Source organism: Salegentibacter agarivorans (genome assembly GCF_900113135.1).
Lineage (GTDB): Bacteria > Bacteroidota > Bacteroidia > Flavobacteriales > Flavobacteriaceae > Salegentibacter > Salegentibacter agarivorans.
On sequence record NZ_FOOH01000025.1, the window covers coordinates 1 to 22028 of the forward strand.

22 protein-coding genes are annotated in these 22028 nt (G+C 36.7%); 15 read left to right on the forward strand and 7 right to left on the reverse strand.

Going from position 1 to position 22028, the window contains the following annotated elements; translation table 11 throughout:
* The coding region (locus tag BM084_RS15355; protein ID WP_143083673.1) for a transposase at positions 1–268 on the reverse strand (268 nt) is incomplete at its 3' end.
* Between the two features lie 148 nt (positions 269–416).
* Between BM084_RS15355 and BM084_RS15360 the strand changes: the two genes are divergently transcribed.
* Entirely contained in the window at positions 417–1085 is a 669-nt protein-coding gene (locus BM084_RS15360) for a M48 family metalloprotease (protein WP_394333653.1), read from the forward strand.
* Here BM084_RS15360 and BM084_RS15365 read toward each other — a convergent pair.
* Together BM084_RS15365 and BM084_RS15370 are read right to left on the reverse strand one after the other, a co-directional pair.
* Positions 1082–2608: a GH3 family acyl-acid amido synthetase gene (locus tag BM084_RS15365; protein WP_093305863.1), complete on the reverse strand. Its 1527-nt coding sequence runs from the start codon at positions 2606–2608 to the stop codon at positions 1082–1084. The genes BM084_RS15360 and BM084_RS15365 overlap by 4 nt on opposite strands.
* A 107-nt stretch (positions 2609–2715) precedes the next feature.
* Positions 2716–4275 (reverse strand): NAD(P)/FAD-dependent oxidoreductase, encoded by a 1560-nt coding sequence (locus BM084_RS15370; protein ID WP_093305866.1) that lies wholly within the window; start codon positions 4273–4275, stop codon positions 2716–2718.
* A gap of 170 nt (positions 4276–4445) precedes the next feature.
* Between BM084_RS15370 and BM084_RS15375 the strand changes: the two genes are divergently transcribed.
* The 6 genes from BM084_RS15375 to yidC all read left to right on the forward strand — a co-directional run bounded on the left by BM084_RS15375 (position 4446) and on the right by yidC (position 10218).
* Complete coding sequence (locus BM084_RS15375) at positions 4446–5018, forward strand: carboxymuconolactone decarboxylase family protein (RefSeq protein WP_093305868.1); 573 nt, start codon at positions 4446–4448, stop codon at positions 5016–5018.
* Between the two features lie 11 nt (positions 5019–5029).
* On the forward strand, positions 5030–5896 hold the full coding sequence (locus tag BM084_RS15380; protein WP_093305870.1) for a histidine kinase: 867 nt from the start codon (positions 5030–5032) through the stop codon (positions 5894–5896).
* Positions 5893–6261 (forward strand): response regulator, encoded by a 369-nt coding sequence (locus BM084_RS15385; protein ID WP_093305872.1) that lies wholly within the window; start codon positions 5893–5895, stop codon positions 6259–6261. Before BM084_RS15380 ends, BM084_RS15385 begins: the two co-directional genes overlap by 4 nt.
* Before the next feature lie 45 nt (positions 6262–6306).
* On the forward strand, positions 6307–6543 hold the full coding sequence (locus BM084_RS15390) for a DUF3820 family protein (protein WP_093305874.1): 237 nt from the start codon (positions 6307–6309) through the stop codon (positions 6541–6543).
* Positions 6544–6665: 122 nt separating this feature from the next.
* Complete coding sequence (locus BM084_RS15395; protein WP_093305876.1) at positions 6666–8306, forward strand: CTP synthase; 1641 nt, start codon at positions 6666–6668, stop codon at positions 8304–8306.
* A gap of 46 nt (positions 8307–8352) precedes the next feature.
* Positions 8353–10218 carry a membrane protein insertase YidC gene (gene yidC / locus BM084_RS15400; RefSeq protein WP_093305878.1) on the forward strand — a complete coding sequence of 622 codons (1866 nt, stop codon included), beginning with the start codon at positions 8353–8355 and terminating at the stop codon, positions 10216–10218.
* A gap of 174 nt (positions 10219–10392) precedes the next feature.
* On the opposite strand, the gene BM084_RS15405 is transcribed toward yidC, so the two are convergent.
* A complete protein-coding gene (locus BM084_RS15405) occupies positions 10393–11034 on the reverse strand; it encodes a protein-L-isoaspartate(D-aspartate) O-methyltransferase (RefSeq protein WP_075327996.1) in 642 nt (213 codons plus the stop codon).
* A gap of 135 nt (positions 11035–11169) precedes the next feature.
* Here BM084_RS15405 and BM084_RS15410 point away from each other — a divergent pair, with 135 nt between their 5' ends.
* The 7 genes from BM084_RS15410 to miaA all read left to right on the forward strand — a co-directional run bounded on the left by BM084_RS15410 (position 11170) and on the right by miaA (position 18211).
* Positions 11170–12135 (forward strand): Gfo/Idh/MocA family protein, encoded by a 966-nt coding sequence (locus BM084_RS15410; protein ID WP_093305952.1) that lies wholly within the window; start codon positions 11170–11172, stop codon positions 12133–12135.
* A 56-nt stretch (positions 12136–12191) separates the two neighbouring features.
* On the forward strand, positions 12192–13079 hold the full coding sequence (locus BM084_RS15415) for a 3-hydroxyacyl-CoA dehydrogenase family protein (protein ID WP_093305881.1): 888 nt from the start codon (positions 12192–12194) through the stop codon (positions 13077–13079).
* Between the two features lie 18 nt (positions 13080–13097).
* Positions 13098–14342: a DUF1015 domain-containing protein gene (locus BM084_RS15420; RefSeq protein WP_093305883.1), complete on the forward strand. Its 1245-nt coding sequence runs from the start codon at positions 13098–13100 to the stop codon at positions 14340–14342.
* Positions 14343–14353: 11 nt separating this feature from the next.
* Entirely contained in the window at positions 14354–15010 is a 657-nt protein-coding gene (locus BM084_RS15425) for a YggS family pyridoxal phosphate-dependent enzyme (protein WP_093305886.1), read from the forward strand.
* A 17-nt stretch (positions 15011–15027) separates the two neighbouring features.
* A complete protein-coding gene (locus tag BM084_RS15430) occupies positions 15028–16398 on the forward strand; it encodes an exonuclease domain-containing protein (protein ID WP_093305889.1) in 1371 nt (456 codons plus the stop codon).
* Between the two features lie 69 nt (positions 16399–16467).
* On the forward strand, positions 16468–17301 hold the full coding sequence (locus BM084_RS15435; RefSeq protein WP_093305891.1) for an ion transporter: 834 nt from the start codon (positions 16468–16470) through the stop codon (positions 17299–17301).
* Positions 17291–18211, forward strand: coding sequence for a tRNA (adenosine(37)-N6)-dimethylallyltransferase MiaA (miaA, locus tag BM084_RS15440; protein WP_093305893.1), 921 nt, complete (start codon positions 17291–17293; stop codon positions 18209–18211). The genes BM084_RS15435 and miaA overlap by 11 nt, the downstream gene beginning before the upstream one ends.
* Positions 18212–18292: 81 nt before the next feature.
* Here the strand turns inward: miaA and BM084_RS15445 are convergent, their stop codons facing one another.
* Positions 18293–18868, reverse strand: coding sequence for a DJ-1/PfpI family protein (locus tag BM084_RS15445; protein ID WP_093305895.1), 576 nt, complete (start codon positions 18866–18868; stop codon positions 18293–18295).
* Between the two features lie 149 nt (positions 18869–19017).
* Here BM084_RS15445 and BM084_RS15450 point away from each other — a divergent pair, with 149 nt between their 5' ends.
* Complete coding sequence (locus BM084_RS15450; protein WP_093305897.1) at positions 19018–20100, forward strand: Gfo/Idh/MocA family protein; 1083 nt, start codon at positions 19018–19020, stop codon at positions 20098–20100.
* On the opposite strand, the gene BM084_RS15455 is transcribed toward BM084_RS15450, so the two are convergent.
* The gene (locus tag BM084_RS15455; RefSeq protein ID WP_093305899.1) at positions 20101–21207 is read right to left on the reverse strand and encodes a sensor histidine kinase; all 1107 of its coding nucleotides are present in this window, start codon (positions 21205–21207) and stop codon (positions 20101–20103) included.
* A gap of 11 nt (positions 21208–21218) precedes the next feature.
* Positions 21219–21983, reverse strand: coding sequence for a LytR/AlgR family response regulator transcription factor (locus BM084_RS15460; protein WP_093305902.1), 765 nt, complete (start codon positions 21981–21983; stop codon positions 21219–21221).
* Positions 21984–22028 lie beyond the last annotated feature (45 nt).

Consider the following 22028-nt stretch of genomic DNA (forward strand, 5'->3'; position numbering starts at 1 on the left):
TGTTCTCCAGAAGAGCCTGTTCTATCTTACGAGAGGAATACATATTGCGCAGGTACGCATAGATGATCACCTTAAGAAGCATCCGGGGATGGTAACTGGAAGTACCACCTCCTTTGTAACTTCGCTCCAGGTCAGCGATGTCGATTTGATCAATAATCGTATTGACGATTCTAACGGGATGATTTACAGGAACCAAATCATCATAACTGGGAGGTAAAAGACTTAACTGCGACTGGTTATAGGTCTTAAATACAACTTTAGCTTTCATTACATGAAAATAATAAAAACCTCAAAATAATCCAACAAGAAAGGCTGCCTTTTCAGACAGCCTCATTTTTATGTTTATTTTATAAGAACTTTCTTGGCGAAACCAGCAGGTTTACTATATTTTTAGCTCTATACAGAAACAGTCCAAATTGAATTCTATACTTAAAACATATTTTTTATTAATCACAGCAATTCTATTTTGCCAATGGAATTGGAGTGCGATTTATGCCCAGGAACAAATGAAACAAAAAGATACTTTAAAGTTTGAAAATAAAATTGTACCCGATGAAATTTGGAGGGAAACTTATGTAGCACTTTCTCACTACCCCGAGCTAAGAGATACCCCAATTGAATTCAAATTTAAAAAGAAGATTCAGAAATCTTTTATGCAAGCGCAGCCCAAAGTTTCGGGATTATTAAAGAATAAAAAGAATCGATCTTACTTTGTAATGATAAGCGAACACATTAAAATTGAAGATGAAGTCTTTGATGTAAAAAATGTTCCGTCAGAAGTTCTTATTGGCTGGATTGGCCACGAGCTGGGGCACATTATGGATTATCGTGAACGTAGTGCAGCGAATATGGTATGGTTTGGAATTAAATACCTTACTTCAAAAAGATATATTCAGGAAGCTGAAAGAGCCGCAGATACCTATGCAGTAAACCACGGACTTGGAAAATATATTATAGCCACTAAAGATTTTATTTTAAACCACACCCACCTTGCTGATGCCTATAAGGCAAGAATCAAAAAACTTTACCTCTCACAGGAAGAAATTATGGCTTTAATTGATGAAATTGACGAAGACGACGATTAGGCTTTTTGTTCTTTTACAAACTTTTCCCACTTTGCAAATTTCTCCTCGTCCATAACTTTTTCCATTTTCACCTGCCCGCCTTTTTTCTTATTAGCGGCATTCCATTCAGGGAACATATCGGGATGTACTTTAGTTACTTTCACGCCTTTTAAAGCTTTAGAACGCGCAACTTTATAATTCTTATTAGCATTTTTCAGCGATTCATCTAAAGCCTCTTTAAGTTTTTCTTCTGGAGTATCGCCTTCGGTTCCCAAATACCAGTGGTGATGAAACTCACCATCAATTCTTACCGCAGACAGGGTGAACTCAGGAATTTTAATATCAAATTTATCTTCGAGTTCCTGTACGGCATCATTCATTTTATTTACTGAAAGTTGAGAACCAACCACATTTAAAAAGAATTTTGTTCTCCCGGTGATGCGAATTTCTTTACGTTTAACATCGGTAAATTTAATAGTATCCCCAATTAAATATCTCCAGGCACCAGAAACGGTACTGATAAGCAGTACGTAATCTTTTTCTTCTTCAACTTCATCTAAAGAAATTACCGGGGCATCTCCAACAATAGAACCATCCTGGTTAATATATTCAGCCTTAAAAGGAACAAATTCAAAATAAATTCCGTTATCCAGAATAAGTTTCATAGCATTGGTATCAGGTCTTGCCTGTACTGCCAAAAATCCTTCGGAAGCCAAATATGTATCAATAACCGTAATTGGGTGGCCCAATAAAGCATTAAAACTCTTTTCGTAAGGCTCAAATGCAACTCCGCCAGAAGCGTAAACTCTTAGGTTTGGCCAGATATCATGAATGTTATCAAGATTATTATATTCAATAACCTTTTTCATCATAAGTTCTAACCAGGAGGGGATTCCACTTAGGGCTCCAATATCCCAGTTCTTAGCGTTTTCGGCAATACGTTGAACTCGCTCATCCCATTCTTCGATTTTTGAAATTTCTTCCCCGGGTTTATAATAACCGCGAAACCAAAAAGGAATATTACTTGCGCTAATTCCGCTAATTTCACCTTCTTTATGGTCTCCTTCTTTCTCCAAATCGGTAGAGCTTCCCAGCATCATAATCTCCTTTTCAAAGAAATCTGGCGGAAGATCAAAATTACTTAGCGCACTAACCTGTTTGATTCCTGCTTTTCTAATAGACTCCAGCATTTCATCGGTAACCGGGATTCGCTTACTGCTTGTTCCGGTAGTACCCGAACTCACTGCAAAATATGGAGGTCTTCCCGGCCAGGTTACGTCTTTTTCACCATCGTGTAATTTATGCCACCATTCCTTCTCCAATTTGTTATAATCAAAATAAGGCACCTTTTCAGCAAAGGTTTTTTGAATATCATCAGATTTTAAAATTGATTCAAAATCGTAATGTTTTCCAAACTGGGTGTCTTTAGCTTTTTTAAGCAGTTTTGTAAGTACCTCTTTTTGGGCTTCTTCTGCTTCCGGTTCAGAAACAATAGTATCACGAAGATCTATAAGACTTTTTATTAAGGAACCTACTATGGGCATAATCTTGATTTTTAATGGTGGTTGTTTTCAAAAAATGAAGATAAAAAAAACCAAAATCAACACTATTAATGTCTTGACAATTATCAATAATTTAACCTTTCAAAATACTAAGAATTCTGTAAACTCTCCACGCATTTTTCGGCACATCTCTCCCCGTCTATTGCTGCAGAAATTATTCCGCCGGCGTAACCGGCGCCTTCCCCGCAGGGGTAAAGCCCCCTTATTTGTACATGCTCAAAACTATAAGGATCTCTCGGGATTCTTACCGGGGAGGAAGTCCTGGATTCTGGCGCGTGAACTACGGCTTCATTGGTTAAAAAACCTCGCATACTTTTGTTGAATTCTTTAAAACCTTCCTGTAAAGTTTTATGAATAAAATCTGGGAAAACTTCACTTAAATCGGTTGAAGTAATGCCGGGTTTATAAGAAGTCACCGGCAAATTTGTAGAAATTTTCCCTTGAGTAAAATCTACTAAGCGTTGAGCCGGCACTTTTTGGGTGCTTCCGCCTTCTAACCAGGCTTTTTGTTCTATTTGCTTCTGGAATTCCATTGCTGCCAGGGGATTCTTTTCGGCATTTTTAAAATCTGATAATCTCAATTCTATAACAATACCCGAATTTGCGGTTGGTTGATCGCGTTTACTGGGAGACCAACCGTTGGTAACTACTTCACCGGGTGCGGTAGCGCAGGGAGCTATAATTCCGCCGGGGCACATACAAAAGGAGTACATTCCTCTACCTCCTATTTGTTTTACGATGCTATATGGTGAAGGTGGAAGAAATTCTCCCCTGGAATCACATTTATACTGAATTTTATCTATTAATTCCTGTGGGTGTTCTACCCTAACGCCAAGCGCAAAGGCTTTGGCTTCAATTTTTATATTTTTTCTATGTAAAAGTTCAAAAATATCCCTGGCCGAATGTCCTGTGGCAAGGATAACTTTTTTAGAATTAATTGTTTCACCTTTTAAGGTTTTAATTCCGGTAACTTTATTATTCGCTACCAGAATATCGGTCACCCGGGTTTCAAAAAGAACTTCTCCGCCACAATTAATAATTAGTTCCCTAATATCTGCTATTATCGCCGGAAGTTTATTCGTGCCAATATGCGGGTGTGCCTCTACCATAATCTCTGGGGTAGCGCCAAAACCTACAAGTAATTTCAAAATTCTATCTACATCACCCCGTTTTTTAGATCGGGTGTATAATTTGCCATCGCTATAAGTACCGGCACCACCTTCACCAAAACAGTAATTAGAATCTTCATTTACAATATGCTCAATATTTAAAGCTTTTAGATCGCGCCTACGGGTTCTAACATCCTTTCCACGTTCAATAATAATAGGTTTAAATCCTAATTCAATACATCGCAAGGCCGCAAACAGGCCTGCGGGACCAGCACCAACAATTATAATTTCCTCTTTGTTTGCTACATTCTGGTAATCTGGGAGATAAATTTTATCTTCTGTAAATGCTTCTTTTACATAAACATCAACTTTTAAATTGATCTTTATGGCCTTTTGCCGGGCATCTATAGATCGCTTTAAGATATTTACAAAAGTAATGTCTTTTAGAGCTATGCCTCCGTGGCGGGAAACCGCTTGCGTAAGTTTATGCTGATTTGCAGCCTCTTCTGGGCTTACTCTTATTTGGTACTGGTACTTCATTTTTTAAAATCTATCACAAAAATATACTTTTCAAATTTGTTGATTTAAAATTATAAAACCAGCCTGTTGTTAAAAGCCCATTACCACCAAATTAATTTAGGACGTTTTAAAATATTGACTTATTTTGGACAACCTTAAAAAACCCTAATCTATTATAAACAATTACCAGAATGAATTCTACAGCACGCTACCCTATGGTTTCCTATGATGAAGCCTCTCCTGAAGTTCAGGAAATTTATGATGATACCAAGAAAACTCTTCAACTTCCCTTTGTTTTAAACTGGTTTAAATGCCAGGGCACCAATGCTACTTTATTAAAAGGTAACTGGAGTAAATTAAAGAATACTTTAATGGAAGGAGAAGTTCCAAATGTGCTTAAACAACTTATTATCTACAATGTATCTAAAGAACGGGGTTGCAATTATTGCTCGCATGCTCACGGGATTTTCGCTGATAGTATGAGCGCTATGATCTCTGAAGATGAAGGTTTTAAAGCTACAGAAAATATAGATTCTCCTTCTATGCCGGCCAGTTTTAAAACTGCCGTTAAAATTGTAACTAATGCGGCGCTAAATCATAGCGAAGTTTCAGATGAAGATTTTGAGGAACTGGAAAAAGCAGGTTTTTCTCAAAAGGAAATCCAGGAATTAATGGCCCAGGCCGATTTAGTAAATATGTTGAATACTATTGCTGATGTATCAGGGATTAAAATAGACAACGAATTGCTGGAAACTCCGGAATAAGTCCGAAGATTATGGAATCCCTACAAGACAGAACTTCCCGGGTTTATAGAATTACCTATGAAACTTTTTCTAAATTCAGCAACAATTTAAATCGTTGTAAGAGTTTGGAGGAAGTTTCGCAGGTTTCAGTGCGTTTTTTAAAATATCTGCTTAATTTTCATCTTTTTAGAATTAGTATAAACCAGGCGGGGTCTTACCTGGTCTATTGCCAGTGTAATTCGCAAGGTGAATTTGAACTTATTTCAAAAGAAAATTTACTTTCGCACGAATTGCAGATTCTAGAAAATAATATTCCGGTTAAAACTGAAGAAATTCCGTCTCAATTGAGTGAAAAAATTGATTCTACTGCTTTAGAGTCTCCATCTTTATGGTGTTGGAGCTTTAAAAAAATGGATGTAGATTTTACTGTTTCATTAATATCAGATAAGAATAAAGCTTTTGATGTTGGCGATATTGAAATGCTGAAATTAATAAGTGATAGTTTCCAGGCTAAGTTTCAGGAAATTTATTTGAAAGAAGAGCTTTATCATAAAAATCAGTCTCTATTACAGGCATTAGACGTCATTAAAAATCAGAATAAAAAGATCAATCAAATTGTAGAAAATCAAAAACAAACTATTGCCGAACGAACTAAAGAAGTGGTTGAAAAAAATGAGAAATTATTGCATATTTCAGCTTTAAATGCTCATAATGTGAGAGAACCTTTATCGAGAATTCAGGGTATAGTACAACTTTTTGAAGTTTTTGATGATAAAACCTGCAGGGAAGAACTCGTACCAAAACTTAAACAATCATCAGAAGAAATGGATAAGGTTTTAAGAGAAGTTATTGAAATGGCATCTTCGGAATTAACCCAGCTAAAAGCAAAAAAGTTATGAGCACCATTATCCTGGTAGACGACCAGCCCATAGCCAATTTTATTACCCGAAAACTCCTGGAAATAGAAGGTTACGATAAAGATGTTGTGGATTTCACCAATCCCGAAGAAGCCTTGGTTTACCTGGAAGAACGGCAAAACACGCTTATATTTTTAGACCTAAATATGCCCGAAATGAATGGTTGGGAGTTTCTTGATTTATTAAAATCTAAAGGCCATGAACATAGAATAATTATTCTTACCTCCAGCACCAGTGCTGTAGACCGTAATAAAGCGAAAGAATACCCTGCGGTTATAGAATTTATAGAAAAGCCTTTAAACAAAAATAAGTTTGCCCGTCTCCAACCGATTTTGAAACAATCGTGAACTGAAGAGGCATTCATTTCCTAAACCATCCCGATTATTGAGTAAATGAGTTTAAAACCAAACCACAAAGCACTTTTAGAACTTGCACACGCTAAAATGCATTTTGGAAAATACAAAGGCTATTATTTAAGCGACATTCCCGAATATTATTTGGTTTGGTATCGCCAAAAAGGTTTCCCAGAAGGCAAACTTGGCCAGCAAATGAGTGAGGTGTTTGAACTTAAACTCAATGGGATGGAACAATTACTTAGAGATATAAGAAGAAAGTTTCCAAAACCCTGAGTATTCTTCAGTCTAAAACAGAGTTTTAACTTTAAAAATATTAGGTTTAAAATTAACGGCTTTTCTATTCTTCTTTGTAATTTAGCGCCCTGAATCAAACAACGCAACAAACACTTCTTAAGATGGCCGAAACCAAGTATATTTTTGTCACCGGCGGCGTTTCTTCTTCCCTGGGAAAAGGAATTATAGCAGCTTCTCTGGCAAAATTACTGCAAGCGCGTGGATTTAGAACCACTATTCAGAAACTCGACCCCTACATTAACGTAGATCCCGGAACCTTAAATCCTTACGAACATGGCGAATGCTATGTAACTGAAGATGGTGCCGAAACCGATCTTGACCTTGGCCATTACGAACGCTTTTTAAACGTTAATACTTCCCAGGCAAATAATGTAACTACCGGCCGTATTTACCAAAGTGTAATTGAAAAAGAACGCCGTGGGGAATTTTTAGGAAAAACCGTACAGGTGGTTCCACATATTACCAACGAAATTAAAGATCGCATCCAGATACTTGGTCAAAATGGCGATTACGATATTGTAATTACTGAAATTGGAGGAACTGTAGGCGATATTGAATCTTTACCTTATATTGAAGCAGTTCGCCAGTTAAAATGGGAATTAGGCGATGAAAACGCTTTAATTATTCATCTTACCCTTGTTCCCTATCTTGCCGCTGCAGGAGAGCTAAAAACCAAACCAACCCAGCACAGTGTAAAAACTTTGATGGAAAGCGGACTTAAAGCCGATATTTTGGTTTGTAGAACCGAGCACGAACTTTCAGACGATATTCGCCGTAAACTGGCTATTTTCTGTAACGTGAGGCAGGAAGCGGTAATCCAGAGTATTGATGCAGCTACTATTTACGATGTTCCAAATTTAATGCTGAAAGAAGGCCTGGACACCGTAACCTTAAAGAAATTACACTTACCCGATGAAACAACGCCAAATTTAGATCGCTGGAACCAGTTTTTAGATCGACATAAAAATCCTAAAGCCGAAATTACTATTGGCCTAATTGGGAAATATGTTGAGCTTCAGGATTCTTATAAATCTATTTTAGAAGCTTTTATTCACGCAGGAGCAGAAAATGAGGTGAAGGTGAATGTAGAAAGCATTCATTCAGAATTTATAAATGAAAATACTATAGACCATAAATTCGCCAATTTAGACGGAATTTTGGTAGCGCCGGGATTTGGCGAACGTGGTGTAGAGGGTAAAATAGACGCAGTAAAATATGCCCGGGAACGAAATTTACCGTTTTTAGGTATTTGTTTAGGAATGCAAATGGCAGTTATTGAATTTGCCAGAAACGTATTAAAGTTAAAAACTGCCAATTCTACCGAAATGGATCCTAAAACCAAACACCCGGTTATAGATCTTATGGAAGAGCAAAAAGAGGTTACTCATAAAGGCGGAACTATGCGACTTGGTGCCTGGGATTGTAAACTCACCGAAGGTTCTAAAATACAAAAAGCTTACGGCAAAACCGAGATTAAAGAAAGACATCGCCACCGTTACGAATACAATAACAAATACAAGGAAGAACTGGAAAAAGCAGGAATGCTAAGTACGGGGATAAATCCTGAAACCGGCCTGGTAGAAGTTATAGAATTAAAAGAGCATCCCTGGTTTGTGGGAGTTCAATATCACCCGGAATATAAAAGTACCGTTGCGACTCCGCATCCGGTTTTTATCGCCTTTATTAAGGCTGCCTACGATTTTTCGAAAAAAAGAAAAAATGCCAGTCTGGCACAAAAATAAAAGTGGCCGACTTATTGACCAAAAGCAAGTTATAGTTTAGAAAAGCATGGAAGAAAAGAAATTTGATGTTCAGTCCTTAATTGGATTTATACTTATTGGTGGAATTTTACTTTGGATGTTGTATACCAACAGCCCCTCTGAAGCAGAAGTAGAACCACAGCAAGAAACCGAACAGGTTGAAGTACCCGGCAATACCGATGCTAACCAACCTCCACCACAACAAAATCAAACTCCTGGAGCCGATTCTACTGCGCTTGCCCAGGCTCGCGAACGTTTGGGCGCTTTTGGCTATTCGGCAAGTCTTCCATCGGCTACAGAAAATACGACCACCATTTCCAATGATGTTTTAGAACTTAAAATTGACAATAAAGGTGGATATATTTCAGAAGCAAGATTAACCAATTATAAAACCTTCGATTCTATTCCGGTTTATTTAATTAAAGACGGAAATGCTTCTTTCAACATTAATTTTACCACCACAGACGGCAGAACTTTAGACACTGAAAATCTTTATTTTGAACCCGAAGTAACCCAAAATGGAGATAACCAGATTATCTCAATGAAGTTGAAAGTTTCAGAAAACGAATTCCTTGAATATCGTTATGTACTGAAACCAGGTGAATATATGCTGGATTTTAGTATTAGATCTCAGGGCCTAAATAATGTATTTAACAGCTCCAGAGATATTAATATGAACTGGCAGCTAAAAGGTTACCGCCACGCGAAAAGTATTTCTTATGAAAATAGGTACACCGACCTTATTTATGAATACGATGAGGGTGATGATGATTACTTAGGAAGCGGTGATTTTGAAGAACAGGAAGACGAGAATATTACTTATGTTGCTTATAAACAGCATTTCTTTACCTCTATATTATTGACCGACACTCCTTTTAGCCGAGGTAAATTCACTTCTCGAAACCTTGTTGAAGACGAAGAAATAGATACGGTTTATACTAAAGATTTTGCTGCACAGTTGCCTTTAGAATTAAATGGTGGCGAGCTTAATTATAATATGAACTGGTACTACGGACCAACAGACTATAAGATTTTAAACGATTACGACCGTAACCTTGATGAAGTTGTACCATTAGGTTGGGGTATTTTTGGGTGGATCAATAAATATGTATTTATCCCGTTCTTCGCATTTTTAAGCGGAGTACTACCAAGCTACGGTATCGCGATTATTGTAATGACCATTGTAGTGAGAATTGTTCTTTCTCCGGTTACTTACAAATCTTATCTATCCCAAGCTAAAATGAAGGTTTTAAGACCTGAAATTAACGAGCTTAATGAGAAGTATAAGGATAATGCAATGAAAAAGCAGCAGGAAACTATGAAGCTGTATAGCAAAGCAGGAGCCAGCCCAATGAGTGGTTGTTTACCCGCTTTAATGCAAATTCCGGTTTTCTATGCCCTATTCCAGTTCTTCCCAAGTGCTTTCCAGTTAAGACAGAAAGGATTTTTATGGGCAGACGATTTATCAAGTTATGATACTATAGCCGAGTTACCTTTCAACATTCCATTTTATGGAGATCACGTGAGTTTATTCCCAATTTTAGCATCTATCGCAATCTTTATTTATATGATGATGACGACGGGACAAAGTATGCAGCAAGCCCAGCAACCGGGAATGCCTAATATGAAATTTATTATGTACCTGTCTCCGCTAATGATGTTGTTCTTCTTTAACAACTATGCGAGTGGACTTTCATTATACTACTTCACTTCTAACCTAATTACCATTGGTATTATGTTGGTGATTAAATATGTGATTATTGATGAAGATAAAATTCACGCGAAGATCCAGGAGAACAAGAAAAAGCCTAAAAAGCAGAATAAGTTCACCAGGAAAATGCAGGAAATGATGGAGCAGGCAGAACAGCAAAAAAATCAACAGAAGAAAAAATAACCGAATAAAAGCTTATACATAAAAAAGCCGGTTTAAAATATCTTAAACCGGCTTTTTTCTTACGTCATCCTGAACTTGTTTCAGTATCTATTAGGTTGGAAAAAATTAAATCATTTTAGATCCTGAAATGAATTCAGGATGACGATAAATTGAAAAGCTTTTTAAAAACTGCTATTAATTCTTATCCCCTAGTAGAGGCACGAACCTGAATTGTCCAAATTCGGTTTTATCGAATTCTGTTGGAGATTTTCTTATAAAAAGGGTCATAGTTTGCACATCGTCGCCCACGGGAATTACCATCCTGCCTCCAACTTTTAACTGTCCCAAAAGATCTTTAGGAACAAAAGGAGCACCGGCAGTTACAATTATTTTATCAAAAGGTGCATAATCTGGCATTCCTTTGTATCCATCTCCAAAACTAAGATGCTTAGGCCGATAACCTATTTTATTCAAAAACATTTTTGTTTTTCTATAAAGCTCCCGCTGGCGTTCTATGCTGTAAACTTTTGCCCCAAGTTCACATAAAACCGCAGTTTGATAACCGCTACCGGTACCAATTTCTAAAACTTTATCTCCTTTTTCAATCTCCAGTTTTTCGGTTTGAAAAGCTACGGTATAAGGTTGGGAAATAGTTTGATCTGCAGCAATAGGAAAAGCTTTGTCCTGGTAGGCGTGATCTTCAAAACTACTATCCATAAAGAGGTGCCTGGGAATTTTCCCAATTGCACCTAAAACGGCTTTATCGGTAATTCCCTTTTTCTTTACGGTTTTTACCAACTGCTGTCTTTTTCCCTTATGTCTATAGTTATCTTCAATCACTTTTTTACCCTTTAAACTGCAAAAATACTCATTAGAAGTCAAAGATGCCAAGCGAAAACGGGGGAGATTCTCCTCTTTATTGCTAAACTATTTGCAATCAAAATACTATTTTTGTGAAAAATGCTAAATAATATGCTGAAAGTAGGCGTGCTTGGTGCAGGACACTTAGGAAAGATACATTTAAAATTACTCAACCAATCTGAAAAATATGAGCTTGTAGGTTTCTACGATGCCAACTCAGAAAATGCGGAAAAGATTTCTGCGGAATTCGGTTATAAAAAATTCGATACTATAGAAGAACTCATCGGGGCAGTAGACGTGGTAGATGTAGTAACTCCTACCCTTTCGCATTTTGAAGTAGCAAAAAAAACAATTACGGCAGGCAAACATCTTTTTATAGAAAAACCCATTACCAACACATTTGCTGAAGCCGAAGAACTTATCGCTTTAGCAAAAAAACACGGCGTAAAAGGCCAGGTAGGCCACGTAGAGCGCTTTAATCCCGCATTTAGAGCTGTGGCTTCCAGGATTGAGAATCCTATGTTTATAGAAGCGCATCGCCTTGCAGAGTTCAATCCGCGCGGAACAGATGTTCCCGTGGTTCTGGATTTAATGATTCACGATATTGATGCTGTTCTAAGCGTAGTAAAGTCGAAAGTGAAAAACATTAATGCCAGTGGAGTTTCAGTAATTAGTGATACTCCAGATATTGCCAACGCCAGGATTGAATTTGAAAACGGATGCGTGGCCAACTTAACAGCCAGCCGAATTTCAATGAAAAATATGCGTAAATCCAGGTTTTTTCAGCGAGACGCTTATATCTCTGTAGATTTTCTGGAGAAAAAATGCGAGGTGGTAAAAATGAAAGATGCCCCCGAAAAAGAAGATGATTACGCAATGATCTTGCAAAATGCAGAAGGAGTAAAAAAACAAATCTATTTTGATAATCCTAATGTTTCTCCAAACAACGCCATTTTAGACGAGTTAGAAACTTTTGCCGACGCGATAAATAATAATACCACACCAATAGTAACGCTAGAACAGGGCGCTGAAGCCTTGCGTGTTGCCAACGGAGTTATTGAAAGTTTTAGTAAGTAATATAAATACTATTTCAGTCGATTTTAAAGCTGAAATTCATTTAAAAACCACACAAAATGAAAAATATAGCAGTTATAGGAGCAGGAACTATGGGTAACGGAATCGCCCACACTTTTGCTCAATTTGGATACAAAGTAAATCTTATAGACATTTCTGAGGAAAGTCTGGATAAGGGGATGAAAACTATTTCGGGGAATTTAGACCGAATGGTTTCTAAAGAAAAAATAAGTGCGGCAGATAAAGAAGCAACGCTTAACAACATCACCACGTATACCGATATTCCTAAAGGTGTTAAAGAAATTGACCTTGTAGTTGAAGCTGCTACAGAAAATGAGGATTTAAAACTGAATATCTTTAAGCAACTGGACGAAAATTGTTCAGCCGAAACCATTTTGGCGAGTAATACTTCTTCAATTTCTATTACAAAAATCGCTTCAGTAGTTTCCAATCCAGAGCGTGTTATTGGAATGCATTTTATGAACCCGGTGCCAATTATGAAACTGGTAGAAATTATTCGTGGTTACAGCACCAGCAACGAAGTTACCTCGTCTATTATGGAACTTTCAGAAAAACTAAATAAAGTTCCGGTTGAAGCGAATGACTATCCCGGTTTTGTGGCTAACCGAATTTTAATGCCAATGATTAACGAGGCGATTGAAACCTATTATAATGGCGTTGCGGGAGTAAAAGAGATAGATACAGTAATGAAACTCGGAATGGCGCATCCAATGGGTCCGCTTCAATTAGCCGACTTTATTGGTTTAGATGTTTGTCACTCTATCCTTGAGGTGATGTACGACGGTTTTAAAAATCCGAAATACGCACCCTGCCCTCTATTGACTAATATGGTGATGGCCGGGAAACTGGGAATAAAATCTGGAGAAGGTTTTTACGACTATTCTGAAAGTAAAAAAGCCGAAAAGGTTTCAGCACAATTCAGCTAAATAAATGTATAATTAGATTTGACAAAAATACTTCCATTTAGAGCTGTAAGGCCGCAACGGGCCAAAGCCGGACTTGTAGCTACAAAATCTTTTGAAGATTATACTGAAGCTGAAATAAGAGCGATTTTGCAGTATAACCCGTATTCATTTTTACATATTCTGAATCCGGGTTATAAATTTCAGCACGAGATAACTGGTGGGCAGCGCTTCCAGATGGTAAAAAATCGCTACCTGGAATTCAGGGAAGAAAATTCATTTATAAAAGATGAAAAACCGGCCTATTATCTTTATAAAATAGTAAGCAGGGAAACTACTTGTTGTGGTATTATTGCTGCTGCCAGTGCCGAAGATTATGAGAATAACCTCATTAAAAAACATGAAGATACAATTGCAAGCCGTGAAACTTTGTTTAAGGATTATCTTAAAGTAGTGGGCTTTAATACCGAGCCGGTTCTGCTCACCTATCCCGATAATTCTAAGATAAATGAGGTTATTGACCAGGTTATGCAAACTCGCGCCGAATATGAATTTGCCACTGTAAACCGGGAAATTCATTATCTCTGGAAAATAGATCAGGTTGATTTATTAAAGCAAATTCAGGAAGAATTTGAGCAAATGCCTCATTTGTATATCGCAGACGGTCACCATCGAAGTGCTTCCTCCTATTTGTTGGCGCAGGAATCCAGGAAGGCTAACCCAAATCATACCGGGAAAGAACCTTATAACTTTTTTATGAGTTACCTTATTTCAGAAAGTAACCTTAATATTCACGAATACAGCAGACTCATTACCGATTTAAACGGGAATACCAAAGAAGAATTTCTTATCCATCTGGATGAATATTTCAGAATTGAAAACCACGGGATGGAAGTTTATAAACCCCAGCAAAAGCATCATTTTAATATGTATTTAGACGGGGAATTTTATTCGCTTTATTTACGAAAAACAAACTATGAATTTGGAGATTCTTTGACTAAATTAGACCCATATATTCTGTATAAGAAAGTGCTACAGCCAATTTTGGGCATTAAAGACCTTAGAAATGATAAGCGTATTTCTTATATTCACGGTAAAAATGATTTAATTGAGCTTAAAACCCGTATAGATAAAGGTGAATTTGCAGTCGGTTTTGGAATGCTCCCCTTAAGTATTGAAGAAATAAAAGAAACTGCCGACGAAGGTTTAACCATGCCTCCCAAAAGCACCTATATTGAACCCAAACTTTTAAACGGCCTTACCATCTACGAGTTTGAAACCAACTAAAAATTGATTGCATGAGTATTTCTGAAAATATAAAAAAATATAAAACTGAACTGCCTGAAGATGTCACTTTAGTGGCTATTTCTAAAACCAAACCTACAGAAGATCTTTTAGAAGCCTACGAGGCCGGCCAAAGACACTTTGGAGAGAATAAAATTCAGGAAATGACTGATAAATGGGAAGAACTTCCAAAAGATATTAAATGGCATATGGTGGGCCACGTACAGCGAAACAAGGTAAAATATATGGCGCCTTATGTTTTCCTTATTCACGCGGTAGATAGTTTAAAATTATTGAAAGAAATTAATAAAGAAGCCGACAAAAATGACCGGTCTATAGATTGTCTTTTGCAAATTAAAATTGCCGAAGAGGATAGTAAGTATGGTATTTCAGCAGAAGAAGCTAAAGAAATATTAGATTCAGAAAAGTTTAAAAGTTTTGATCGGGTAAAAGTAAAAGGACTTATGGGAATGGCCACTTTTACTGATGATGAAACTCAGGTTAAAAAAGAATTTGAACATCTTAAATCGGTTTTTAACGATTTTAAAGCGACATATTCAAATATGAATATCCTTTCTATGGGAATGAGCGGAGATTATAAAATCGCTTTAGATTGCGGTAGTAATATGGTACGCATAGGAAGTGATATTTTTGGTGAAAGGAATTATTAAGAGATAGAAAATATTTTTTGTACGCAGTAGTAGACATAGAAACCACCGGTGGTAAATATAACGAAGAAGGAATTACAGAAATAGCAATTTATAAATTTGATGGTTTAAAAGTAGTAGACCAGTTTATAAGCCTTGTAAATCCCGAAAAGCCAATTCAACCCTTTGTGGTAAACCTCACGGGAATTAATAACGATATGCTTCGTAATGCTCCCAAATTTTACGAGGTAGCCAGGCGCATTGTAGAAATTACAGAAGATTGTGTACTGGTAGCCCACAATGCTAAATTTGATTATAGAATTCTTAGAACCGAATTTAAAAGACTTGGTTTTGATTTTGAAAGAAGATCGCTATGTACCGTAGAACTTTCTAAAAAACTTATTCCCGGCCAGGCCTCTTATAGTTTAGGAAAACTGGTTAGAGCTCTGGGAATTCCTTTAAGTGACAGGCATCGTGCCAGTGGAGATGCCCAGGCAACTGTAAAGCTTTTTAAAATGCTACTCGCAAAAGATATTGAAAAGAATATTCTAAAAGATGCGGTAAAATTAGAGCCAAAACGCCAAATAGATACACGTCTTGTTTATATCCTTGAAGATTTACCGGGAATTACGGGCGTTTATTACTTTCATAATGAAGAAGGTGAGATTATTTACATTGGAAAAAGCAGGAATATTAAAAAACGGGTTACCCAGCATTTTACCAATGAGCAGCGTAAAGCTCGTGAAATGCAAAAAGAAGTTAGCTCGGTTAGTTTTGAAGCCACAGGAAACGAACTGGCAGCACTTTTAAAAGAAAATCAGGAGATAAAACATAATAAGCCTAAATTCAATAAGGTTTTAGAAAAGAATATATTTAGCCACGCCCTCTATCACTCTACCGATGAAGATGGTTATATTAATTTAAAAATTGGTCGTGCCGGTAAGAAAAATAGTATCACTACTTTTTCTTCTTTAAAGCGAGCTCGCAACGTTTTAGAGATGTGGATAACAAAATATGAACTCTGCCCCAGGCTCTGTAATCTTGAAAAAGGCAATGGAAACTGCTTTAATTATACCATAGAAAAATGCAACGGAGCCTGTATAAAAGAAGAATCGGCTGAAGCTTACAATGAGAAAGTGAGAGCATTAATCAATCAGCATTCTTATAAAACCCAGCATATGCTGGTTATAGATCGTGGTCGTGATATAGACGAAAAAAGTGCATTGCTGGTGGAAGATGGTGAATTTAAGGGGATTGGATATTTCAATTTAAACCACCAGATTAATAATATAGATATTATTAGGTCTATAATTACCCCTATGAAAAACGATCGCGATGCCCAACATATTATTCAAAGCTATTTACGCCGAAATTCGCGGTTAAAAATTATACCATTAGCGCCAGCTACTTAAATAAATTTTAATTTACTTAGATGCTTCAGCAATTTACTTAAATTTGAATAATTCCTAAAAATTCTATTTTTGAGCAGAACGCAACCCAAACCAGGCTGGAAATCTAAAATCCACGAAATAATTTACGAAGCCGATACCCCGGCGGGTAAATTTTTTGACGTTGCTCTACTTGTTGTTATCGCCATAAGTATTATCCTGGTAATGCTGGAAAGCGTAAGCAGCCTTAACTTAAAGTATTACTGGCATTTTTATATTGCTGAATGGATCATTACCATAATTTTCACGATAGAATATATTTTAAGGATTATTGCTATTAAAAAACCTAAAAATTATATTTTTAGTTTCTATGGTATTGTAGATTTACTCTCCACCCTTCCCACCTATCTGGCTTTTCTATTTGGTGGTCATAATTTACTTTTTGCTGTAAGAGCCTTAAGATTGCTTAGAGTATTTAGAATTTTAAAGATTACACGTTATATAGGCGAATCTAACCGACTTTTATTAGCCTTACGTAACAGCCGTCCAAAAATTATTGTTTTCCTCTTTGCCGTGCTTATTATTTGTGTAATTATGGGAACGGTAATGCATTTGGTTGAAGGAGAAGAAGGAGGTTTTGATAATATTCCGCTTAGTATTTATTGGGCTATTGTTACCCTTACTACCGTGGGATTTGGAGATATTCACCCCATCACTCCGCTTGGTAGGTTTATCGCATCATTTATTATGATTGTAGGTTACGGAATTATTGCCGTACCAACCGGTATTGTGACTTCTGAAATTACCCGGGCTCAAAAAAATAAGATTCCTACCAATACCCAGGTTTGCCCGCATTGCAACGAAACCAAACATATGGATGATGCTGAATTTTGCCATAACTGCGGAAAACCACTTCATGAACACTAATTACCTTATTAACATCCTGGGGCCTACCGCCATTGGCAAGACTTCATTAGCCATTAATCTCGCTAAAAAGTTTAATACTGAAATAATTTCAGCAGATTCCCGGCAATTTTATAAAGAAATGCGAATTGGCACCGCCGTCCCTTCAACCGAAGAACTGGAGGCTGCTAAACATCATTTTATTCAACATATTTCTATTGAAGATGCTTATAATGTGGGCGATTTTGAAGCTGAGGCGATTCAGAAATTAGAAGAAATTTTCCAGGATCACGATGTTGTGATAATGGTAGGCGGCAGTGGTTTATACACCAAAAGCGTTCTGCAAGGCCTGGATTATTTTCCCGAAGTTCCTGCAGAAATTAGGAAAAATTTAAACTTAAAGTTTGAGGAAAATGGATTGGTTCCTTTACAAAAGAAACTCCAAAAATACGACCCTGAATATTATAACATAGCCGATGTTGAAAATCCGCAGCGAGTTATAAGAGCGCTTGAAGTTTGCATAACTTCAGGCAAACCATATTCCTCTTTTTTAAATCAGCCTAAAACACAGCGGGATTTTATCCCGATAAGCATAGGTCTTACTGCCGATCGTGAAATAATTTATGAACGTATAAACCGGCGTGTAGATTTAATGATAAATGAAGGATTACTGGAAGAAGCAGAAAAACTTTTTGCTCACAAACATTTAAATGCTTTAAACACCGTAGGCTATAAAGAACTTTTCAGTTACTTGGAAGGAAAAATTTCCCTTGAAACGGCAGTTTCAGAAATTAAGAAAAACACCCGAAGATTCGCAAAAAGACAGCTTACCTGGTTTAGAAAAGACCACGATATACAATGGTTCGATTTTAAAACCCCTCCGGAAGAAATTCAGGAATTTATTGAGGGAAAAATCACTGAATTTGCAAAGTGATAGATAAAAAAACCTCCCCTCCTTTTCAAGGAGGGGAATGAATTCAGCGCAACTGAAGAAAGGGGTGGTTAAGCCCCAATCTTAAATCTCAATTTTTGCCCCGAGTAATTTTACAAATTCTCTAATAAATGCGGCGTGACCCGGCCAGGCTGGTGATGTTACCAGGTTGCCATCTACCACTGCTTCAGTAGGCTTAACTTCTTTATAATTCCCTCCTACCAGTTCTATTTCTGGACCAATTGTGGGGTATGCGGTGAGTGTTCTGCCTTTTAAAACTTTTGCTACGGTAAGAATTTGGATAGCGTGGCAAATAGAAGCCACCGGTTTATCTTTTTCAAAGAAATGCTTAGTGATTTCAATTACTTTTTTATTCAGCCTAAGATATTCTGGTGCCCGGCCGCCGGCCATTACAAATCCGTTATAATCGTCTGCAAATACCTCATCAAAAGAATAATTGAGTTCAAACAAATGACCTGGTTTTTCAGTGTAGGTTTGGTCTCCTTCAAAATCGTGAATTGCAGTTTTTATCTTGTCGCCTTTCTTTTTTCCCGGGCATACCGTATGCACGGTGTAGCCCAACATTTCTAACATCTGGAAAGGAACCATAGTTTCATAATCTTCAGCGAAATCACCGGTTAAAAAAAGTATTTTTTTCATAATTAATCAGGTTTTGATTTGACTTTTAAGTTAAGAAAATTCATACTTAGCACTGGTAATCAGTTTTTAAAAAATAGTTAAATATAATTTTTGACTGCAAATTTTAAAAAAGCTTGAGTAACTTTTGGGTTCAGGCAAAAAACATAATTATGCAAGATCGCAGGACATTTATTAAAAAATCAGGGCTATTTGTGGCCGCTACTACACTTCCAATTCCCAATTTTCTACTTCATAAAAATAAAGAAAAATTAGGCGTAGCTCTGTTAGGCCTTGGAAACTACAGTACCGGGCAACTTGCACCGGCGCTTCAGGAAACCGATTATTGCGAGTTACGAGGTATTGTAACCGGAAGTCCTGAGAAAATACCGGTATGGCAAAAGAAATACGGGATTAAAGATCAAAATGTGTATAATTATGATAATATGGATGAAATTGCCAATAACGATGATATAGATGTGATCTATGTTGTTGTACCCACGGGGCTTCACGCAAAGTATGCAATTAAGGCCGCTAATGCAGGGAAACACGTTTGGTGTGAAAAGCCTATGGCAAAAACCTCGGAAGAATGCCGACAAATAATTGAGGCCTGTAACAAAAATGGGGTAAAACTTTCCATTGGTTATAGAATGCAGCACGAAAAAAATACGCAAACCTTAATGAAATGGGCTGAAACCAAACCTTTTGGTAGTATGAAAAACCTAAAAGCCGAAGCCGGTTATTATGGAAACCCTATGAATCCCTGGAAACTGGAAAAAGAAATGGGTGGCGGTGCTATGTATGATATGGGCGTTTACCCGTTAAATGCAGCGCGCTATACCACTGGCTTAGAACCAATCTCGGTTAGTGCAAAACATATAATTAACAGACCAGAAATTTTTGACGAAGTTGATGAAACTACGGTTTTTGATCTTGAATTTCCTAACGGAATTACTGCCAATTGCAGAACCAGTTTTGGAGAAAGTATGAATAATCTTGAAGTAGATTGCAAAGATGGCTGGTATTATTTAAGACCTTTCCAATCATACTCCGGAGTGAAAGGAAAAGCCAGCGATGGGACTGTTTTAGCTCCATTCGGGAAAAATCAGCAAGCTGTACAAATGGATGATGATGCCCTGGCAATTATCAATGATAAAAAAGTAATGGTTCCCGGGGAAGATGGATTAAAGGATATTATAATCCTGGAAAAAATATATGAATCTGCCAGTAAAAACGGGGAACGTTTAAGCTTATAATCAGGTTTTGGAAAAGGGAATTTTTATTATGGTTTCTACTCCAGCCTCTTTATTGCGTATTTTAAAACTGGCCCCTTTTCCGTAAAGCGTAAGTAAACGATCCCTGATATTAGAAATCCCCACTCCTTTTTCTAATAAAGTTTCTTGTTCTTCGGTAAGTGGTTTTCCATTATTGTATACACTAAGCACCAGGAACCCTCTGGATTTAAAAATATTGATCACAATTTTTAAATGTATATTATGGTAAGAATAACCGTGTTTAACCGAATTTTCTATAATGGGTTGTAATAGCAGTGATGGCACTAAATGATCTAACAGGCTTTCGTCTATATTCTTCTCGATTATCAAATGATCTGAAAACCTAAGAGTGAGAATATTTAAATAATAGTCCAGCATTCGTAATTCCTTTCTCAGGGTAACTTTATAGTTCTCGCTACTGTATAAAATTTCACGAAGCAGGTCGCTTAGATCTGCAATGGTATCCTGGGCTTTTTTAGCATCTATTTCAACTAAAACCGAAATAGAGTTTAAGGTATTGAATAAAAAATGCGGCTGTAGCTGAGAAGATAACATCTTCATACGCGTATTGGTAAGTTGAGATTCCAGTAGCGTCTTTTGCTTCTCGGTCTCTTTTACCTGTTTTAAATAATAATAGGTGTAGATGATAAAAATCATCGCAAAGTAGATCAAAAAATTAAGATCTATTACGAATATCATTCGGTCTATACTGGCTTTTAAACTATAGTCGGCAAAAGTCATGAGCCCGAGTAAAATTCCGTAGAGATCAAAGAAAAAACGAATTACAAACCCTATTAATATTGAAAATAAGGTATGCAGTAAAAAAATTTTTATCCACGAATAGTTTTTATCTAAAAGGCGCTTAGTACTTATCGCAATCAGGCTCATATAAACCACTACAATAATCCAGTCTATAAGCAAGTTATGGATAATAATGTCGTGCCAGGATTCTACGGTTTCCCGGGAAATGAATGCGCGCATATAAGCCAGTTTGCCTAAATATACCAGGTTGAATAACGTGTAGAAGGCCGCCAAAAGCAAAATAAGCTTTACGTCTATATATTTATTTTTTAAGGCTGAAAAGCTCATCTTGAGGTTCTTTAAATTCCGAGTTTATCAAATAATTCCTTTTTATTGGATTTGCTGATGCGTAATAATTTATTATCTCTCATTTTTACATCTACTTCAGAGAAATCTGAATGCACAATTTCTTTAATGTGATTAAGATTAATAATGGCCGATCTATGAATTCTGAAAAAGGCATGGTTTTTAAAAAACTCTTCAAGGTTATTTAAAGATTCCCGCAGTAAATATTTACTATTTTCAGTATAAATTTCAGCATAATAGCCAGAAGCACAGATATAACTAATCTCGTTGGGTGTTAGTAAAACGGTTTTATTACCCTGCCTAACCGGAAGTTTTAAAGGAATTTTGGAGGTTTTCCTGTCTTTGCTATAAACCTCAAACAAAGTTTGCAGGCGCTTTTCAAAATTTTCCTGAACTTCATTATTTGAGATATTAAGTACTTTTTTTATAGTTTTAAAAAACCGCTCGTCGCGAAAGGGTTTCAGCAGAAAATCGAAGGCATCTACATCAAAAGCTTTCGTGGCATAATTATCATAAGCAGTTACAAATACAACTACTGGTTTTGGGTTCACATGAAGCTTCTGCAGCACTTCAAATCCACTCATATCTTTCATACTAATATCAAGAAAAACAAGTCCCGGCTTAAGCTTATTAATTTGAGTAATCGCCGATTTCCCATTGGAACATTCACCCAAAACTTCAATTTCCTTTACTTCAGCAAGCAGGTTAAGCACTCTTCTTCTTGCCAGTTCTTCATCATCTACAACAAGTGCTTTCATAATTTTACATTTGAGATATACCCATGTAATTTAAAACTATTTTTT

Excerpts from the sequence above, each read along its gene's own strand:
- BM084_RS15365 (WP_093305863.1), bottom strand. The coding sequence starts at position 2,608 with ATGCCCATAGTAGGTTCCTTAATAAAAAGTCTTATAGATCTTCGTGAT.
- BM084_RS15370 (WP_093305866.1), bottom strand. The coding sequence starts at position 4,275 with ATGAAGTACCAGTACCAAATAAGAGTAAGCCCAGAAGAGGCTGCAAAT.
- BM084_RS15375 (WP_093305868.1), top strand. The coding sequence starts at position 4,446 with ATGAATTCTACAGCACGCTACCCTATGGTTTCCTATGATGAAGCCTCT.
- BM084_RS15380 (WP_093305870.1), top strand. The coding sequence starts at position 5,030 with ATGGAATCCCTACAAGACAGAACTTCCCGGGTTTATAGAATTACCTAT.
- BM084_RS15385 (WP_093305872.1), top strand. The coding sequence starts at position 5,893 with ATGAGCACCATTATCCTGGTAGACGACCAGCCCATAGCCAATTTTATT.
- BM084_RS15390 (WP_093305874.1), top strand. The coding sequence starts at position 6,307 with ATGAGTTTAAAACCAAACCACAAAGCACTTTTAGAACTTGCACACGCT.
- BM084_RS15395 (WP_093305876.1), top strand. The coding sequence starts at position 6,666 with ATGGCCGAAACCAAGTATATTTTTGTCACCGGCGGCGTTTCTTCTTCC.
- yidC (WP_093305878.1), top strand. The coding sequence starts at position 8,353 with ATGGAAGAAAAGAAATTTGATGTTCAGTCCTTAATTGGATTTATACTT.
- BM084_RS15410 (WP_093305952.1), top strand. The coding sequence starts at position 11,170 with ATGCTGAAAGTAGGCGTGCTTGGTGCAGGACACTTAGGAAAGATACAT.
- BM084_RS15415 (WP_093305881.1), top strand. The coding sequence starts at position 12,192 with ATGAAAAATATAGCAGTTATAGGAGCAGGAACTATGGGTAACGGAATC.
- BM084_RS15425 (WP_093305886.1), top strand. The coding sequence starts at position 14,354 with ATGAGTATTTCTGAAAATATAAAAAAATATAAAACTGAACTGCCTGAA.
- miaA (WP_093305893.1), top strand. The coding sequence starts at position 17,291 with ATGAACACTAATTACCTTATTAACATCCTGGGGCCTACCGCCATTGGC.
- BM084_RS15445 (WP_093305895.1), bottom strand. The coding sequence starts at position 18,868 with ATGAAAAAAATACTTTTTTTAACCGGTGATTTCGCTGAAGATTATGAA.
- BM084_RS15450 (WP_093305897.1), top strand. The coding sequence starts at position 19,018 with ATGCAAGATCGCAGGACATTTATTAAAAAATCAGGGCTATTTGTGGCC.
- BM084_RS15455 (WP_093305899.1), bottom strand. The coding sequence starts at position 21,207 with ATGAGCTTTTCAGCCTTAAAAAATAAATATATAGACGTAAAGCTTATT.
- BM084_RS15460 (WP_093305902.1), bottom strand. The coding sequence starts at position 21,983 with ATGAAAGCACTTGTTGTAGATGATGAAGAACTGGCAAGAAGAAGAGTG.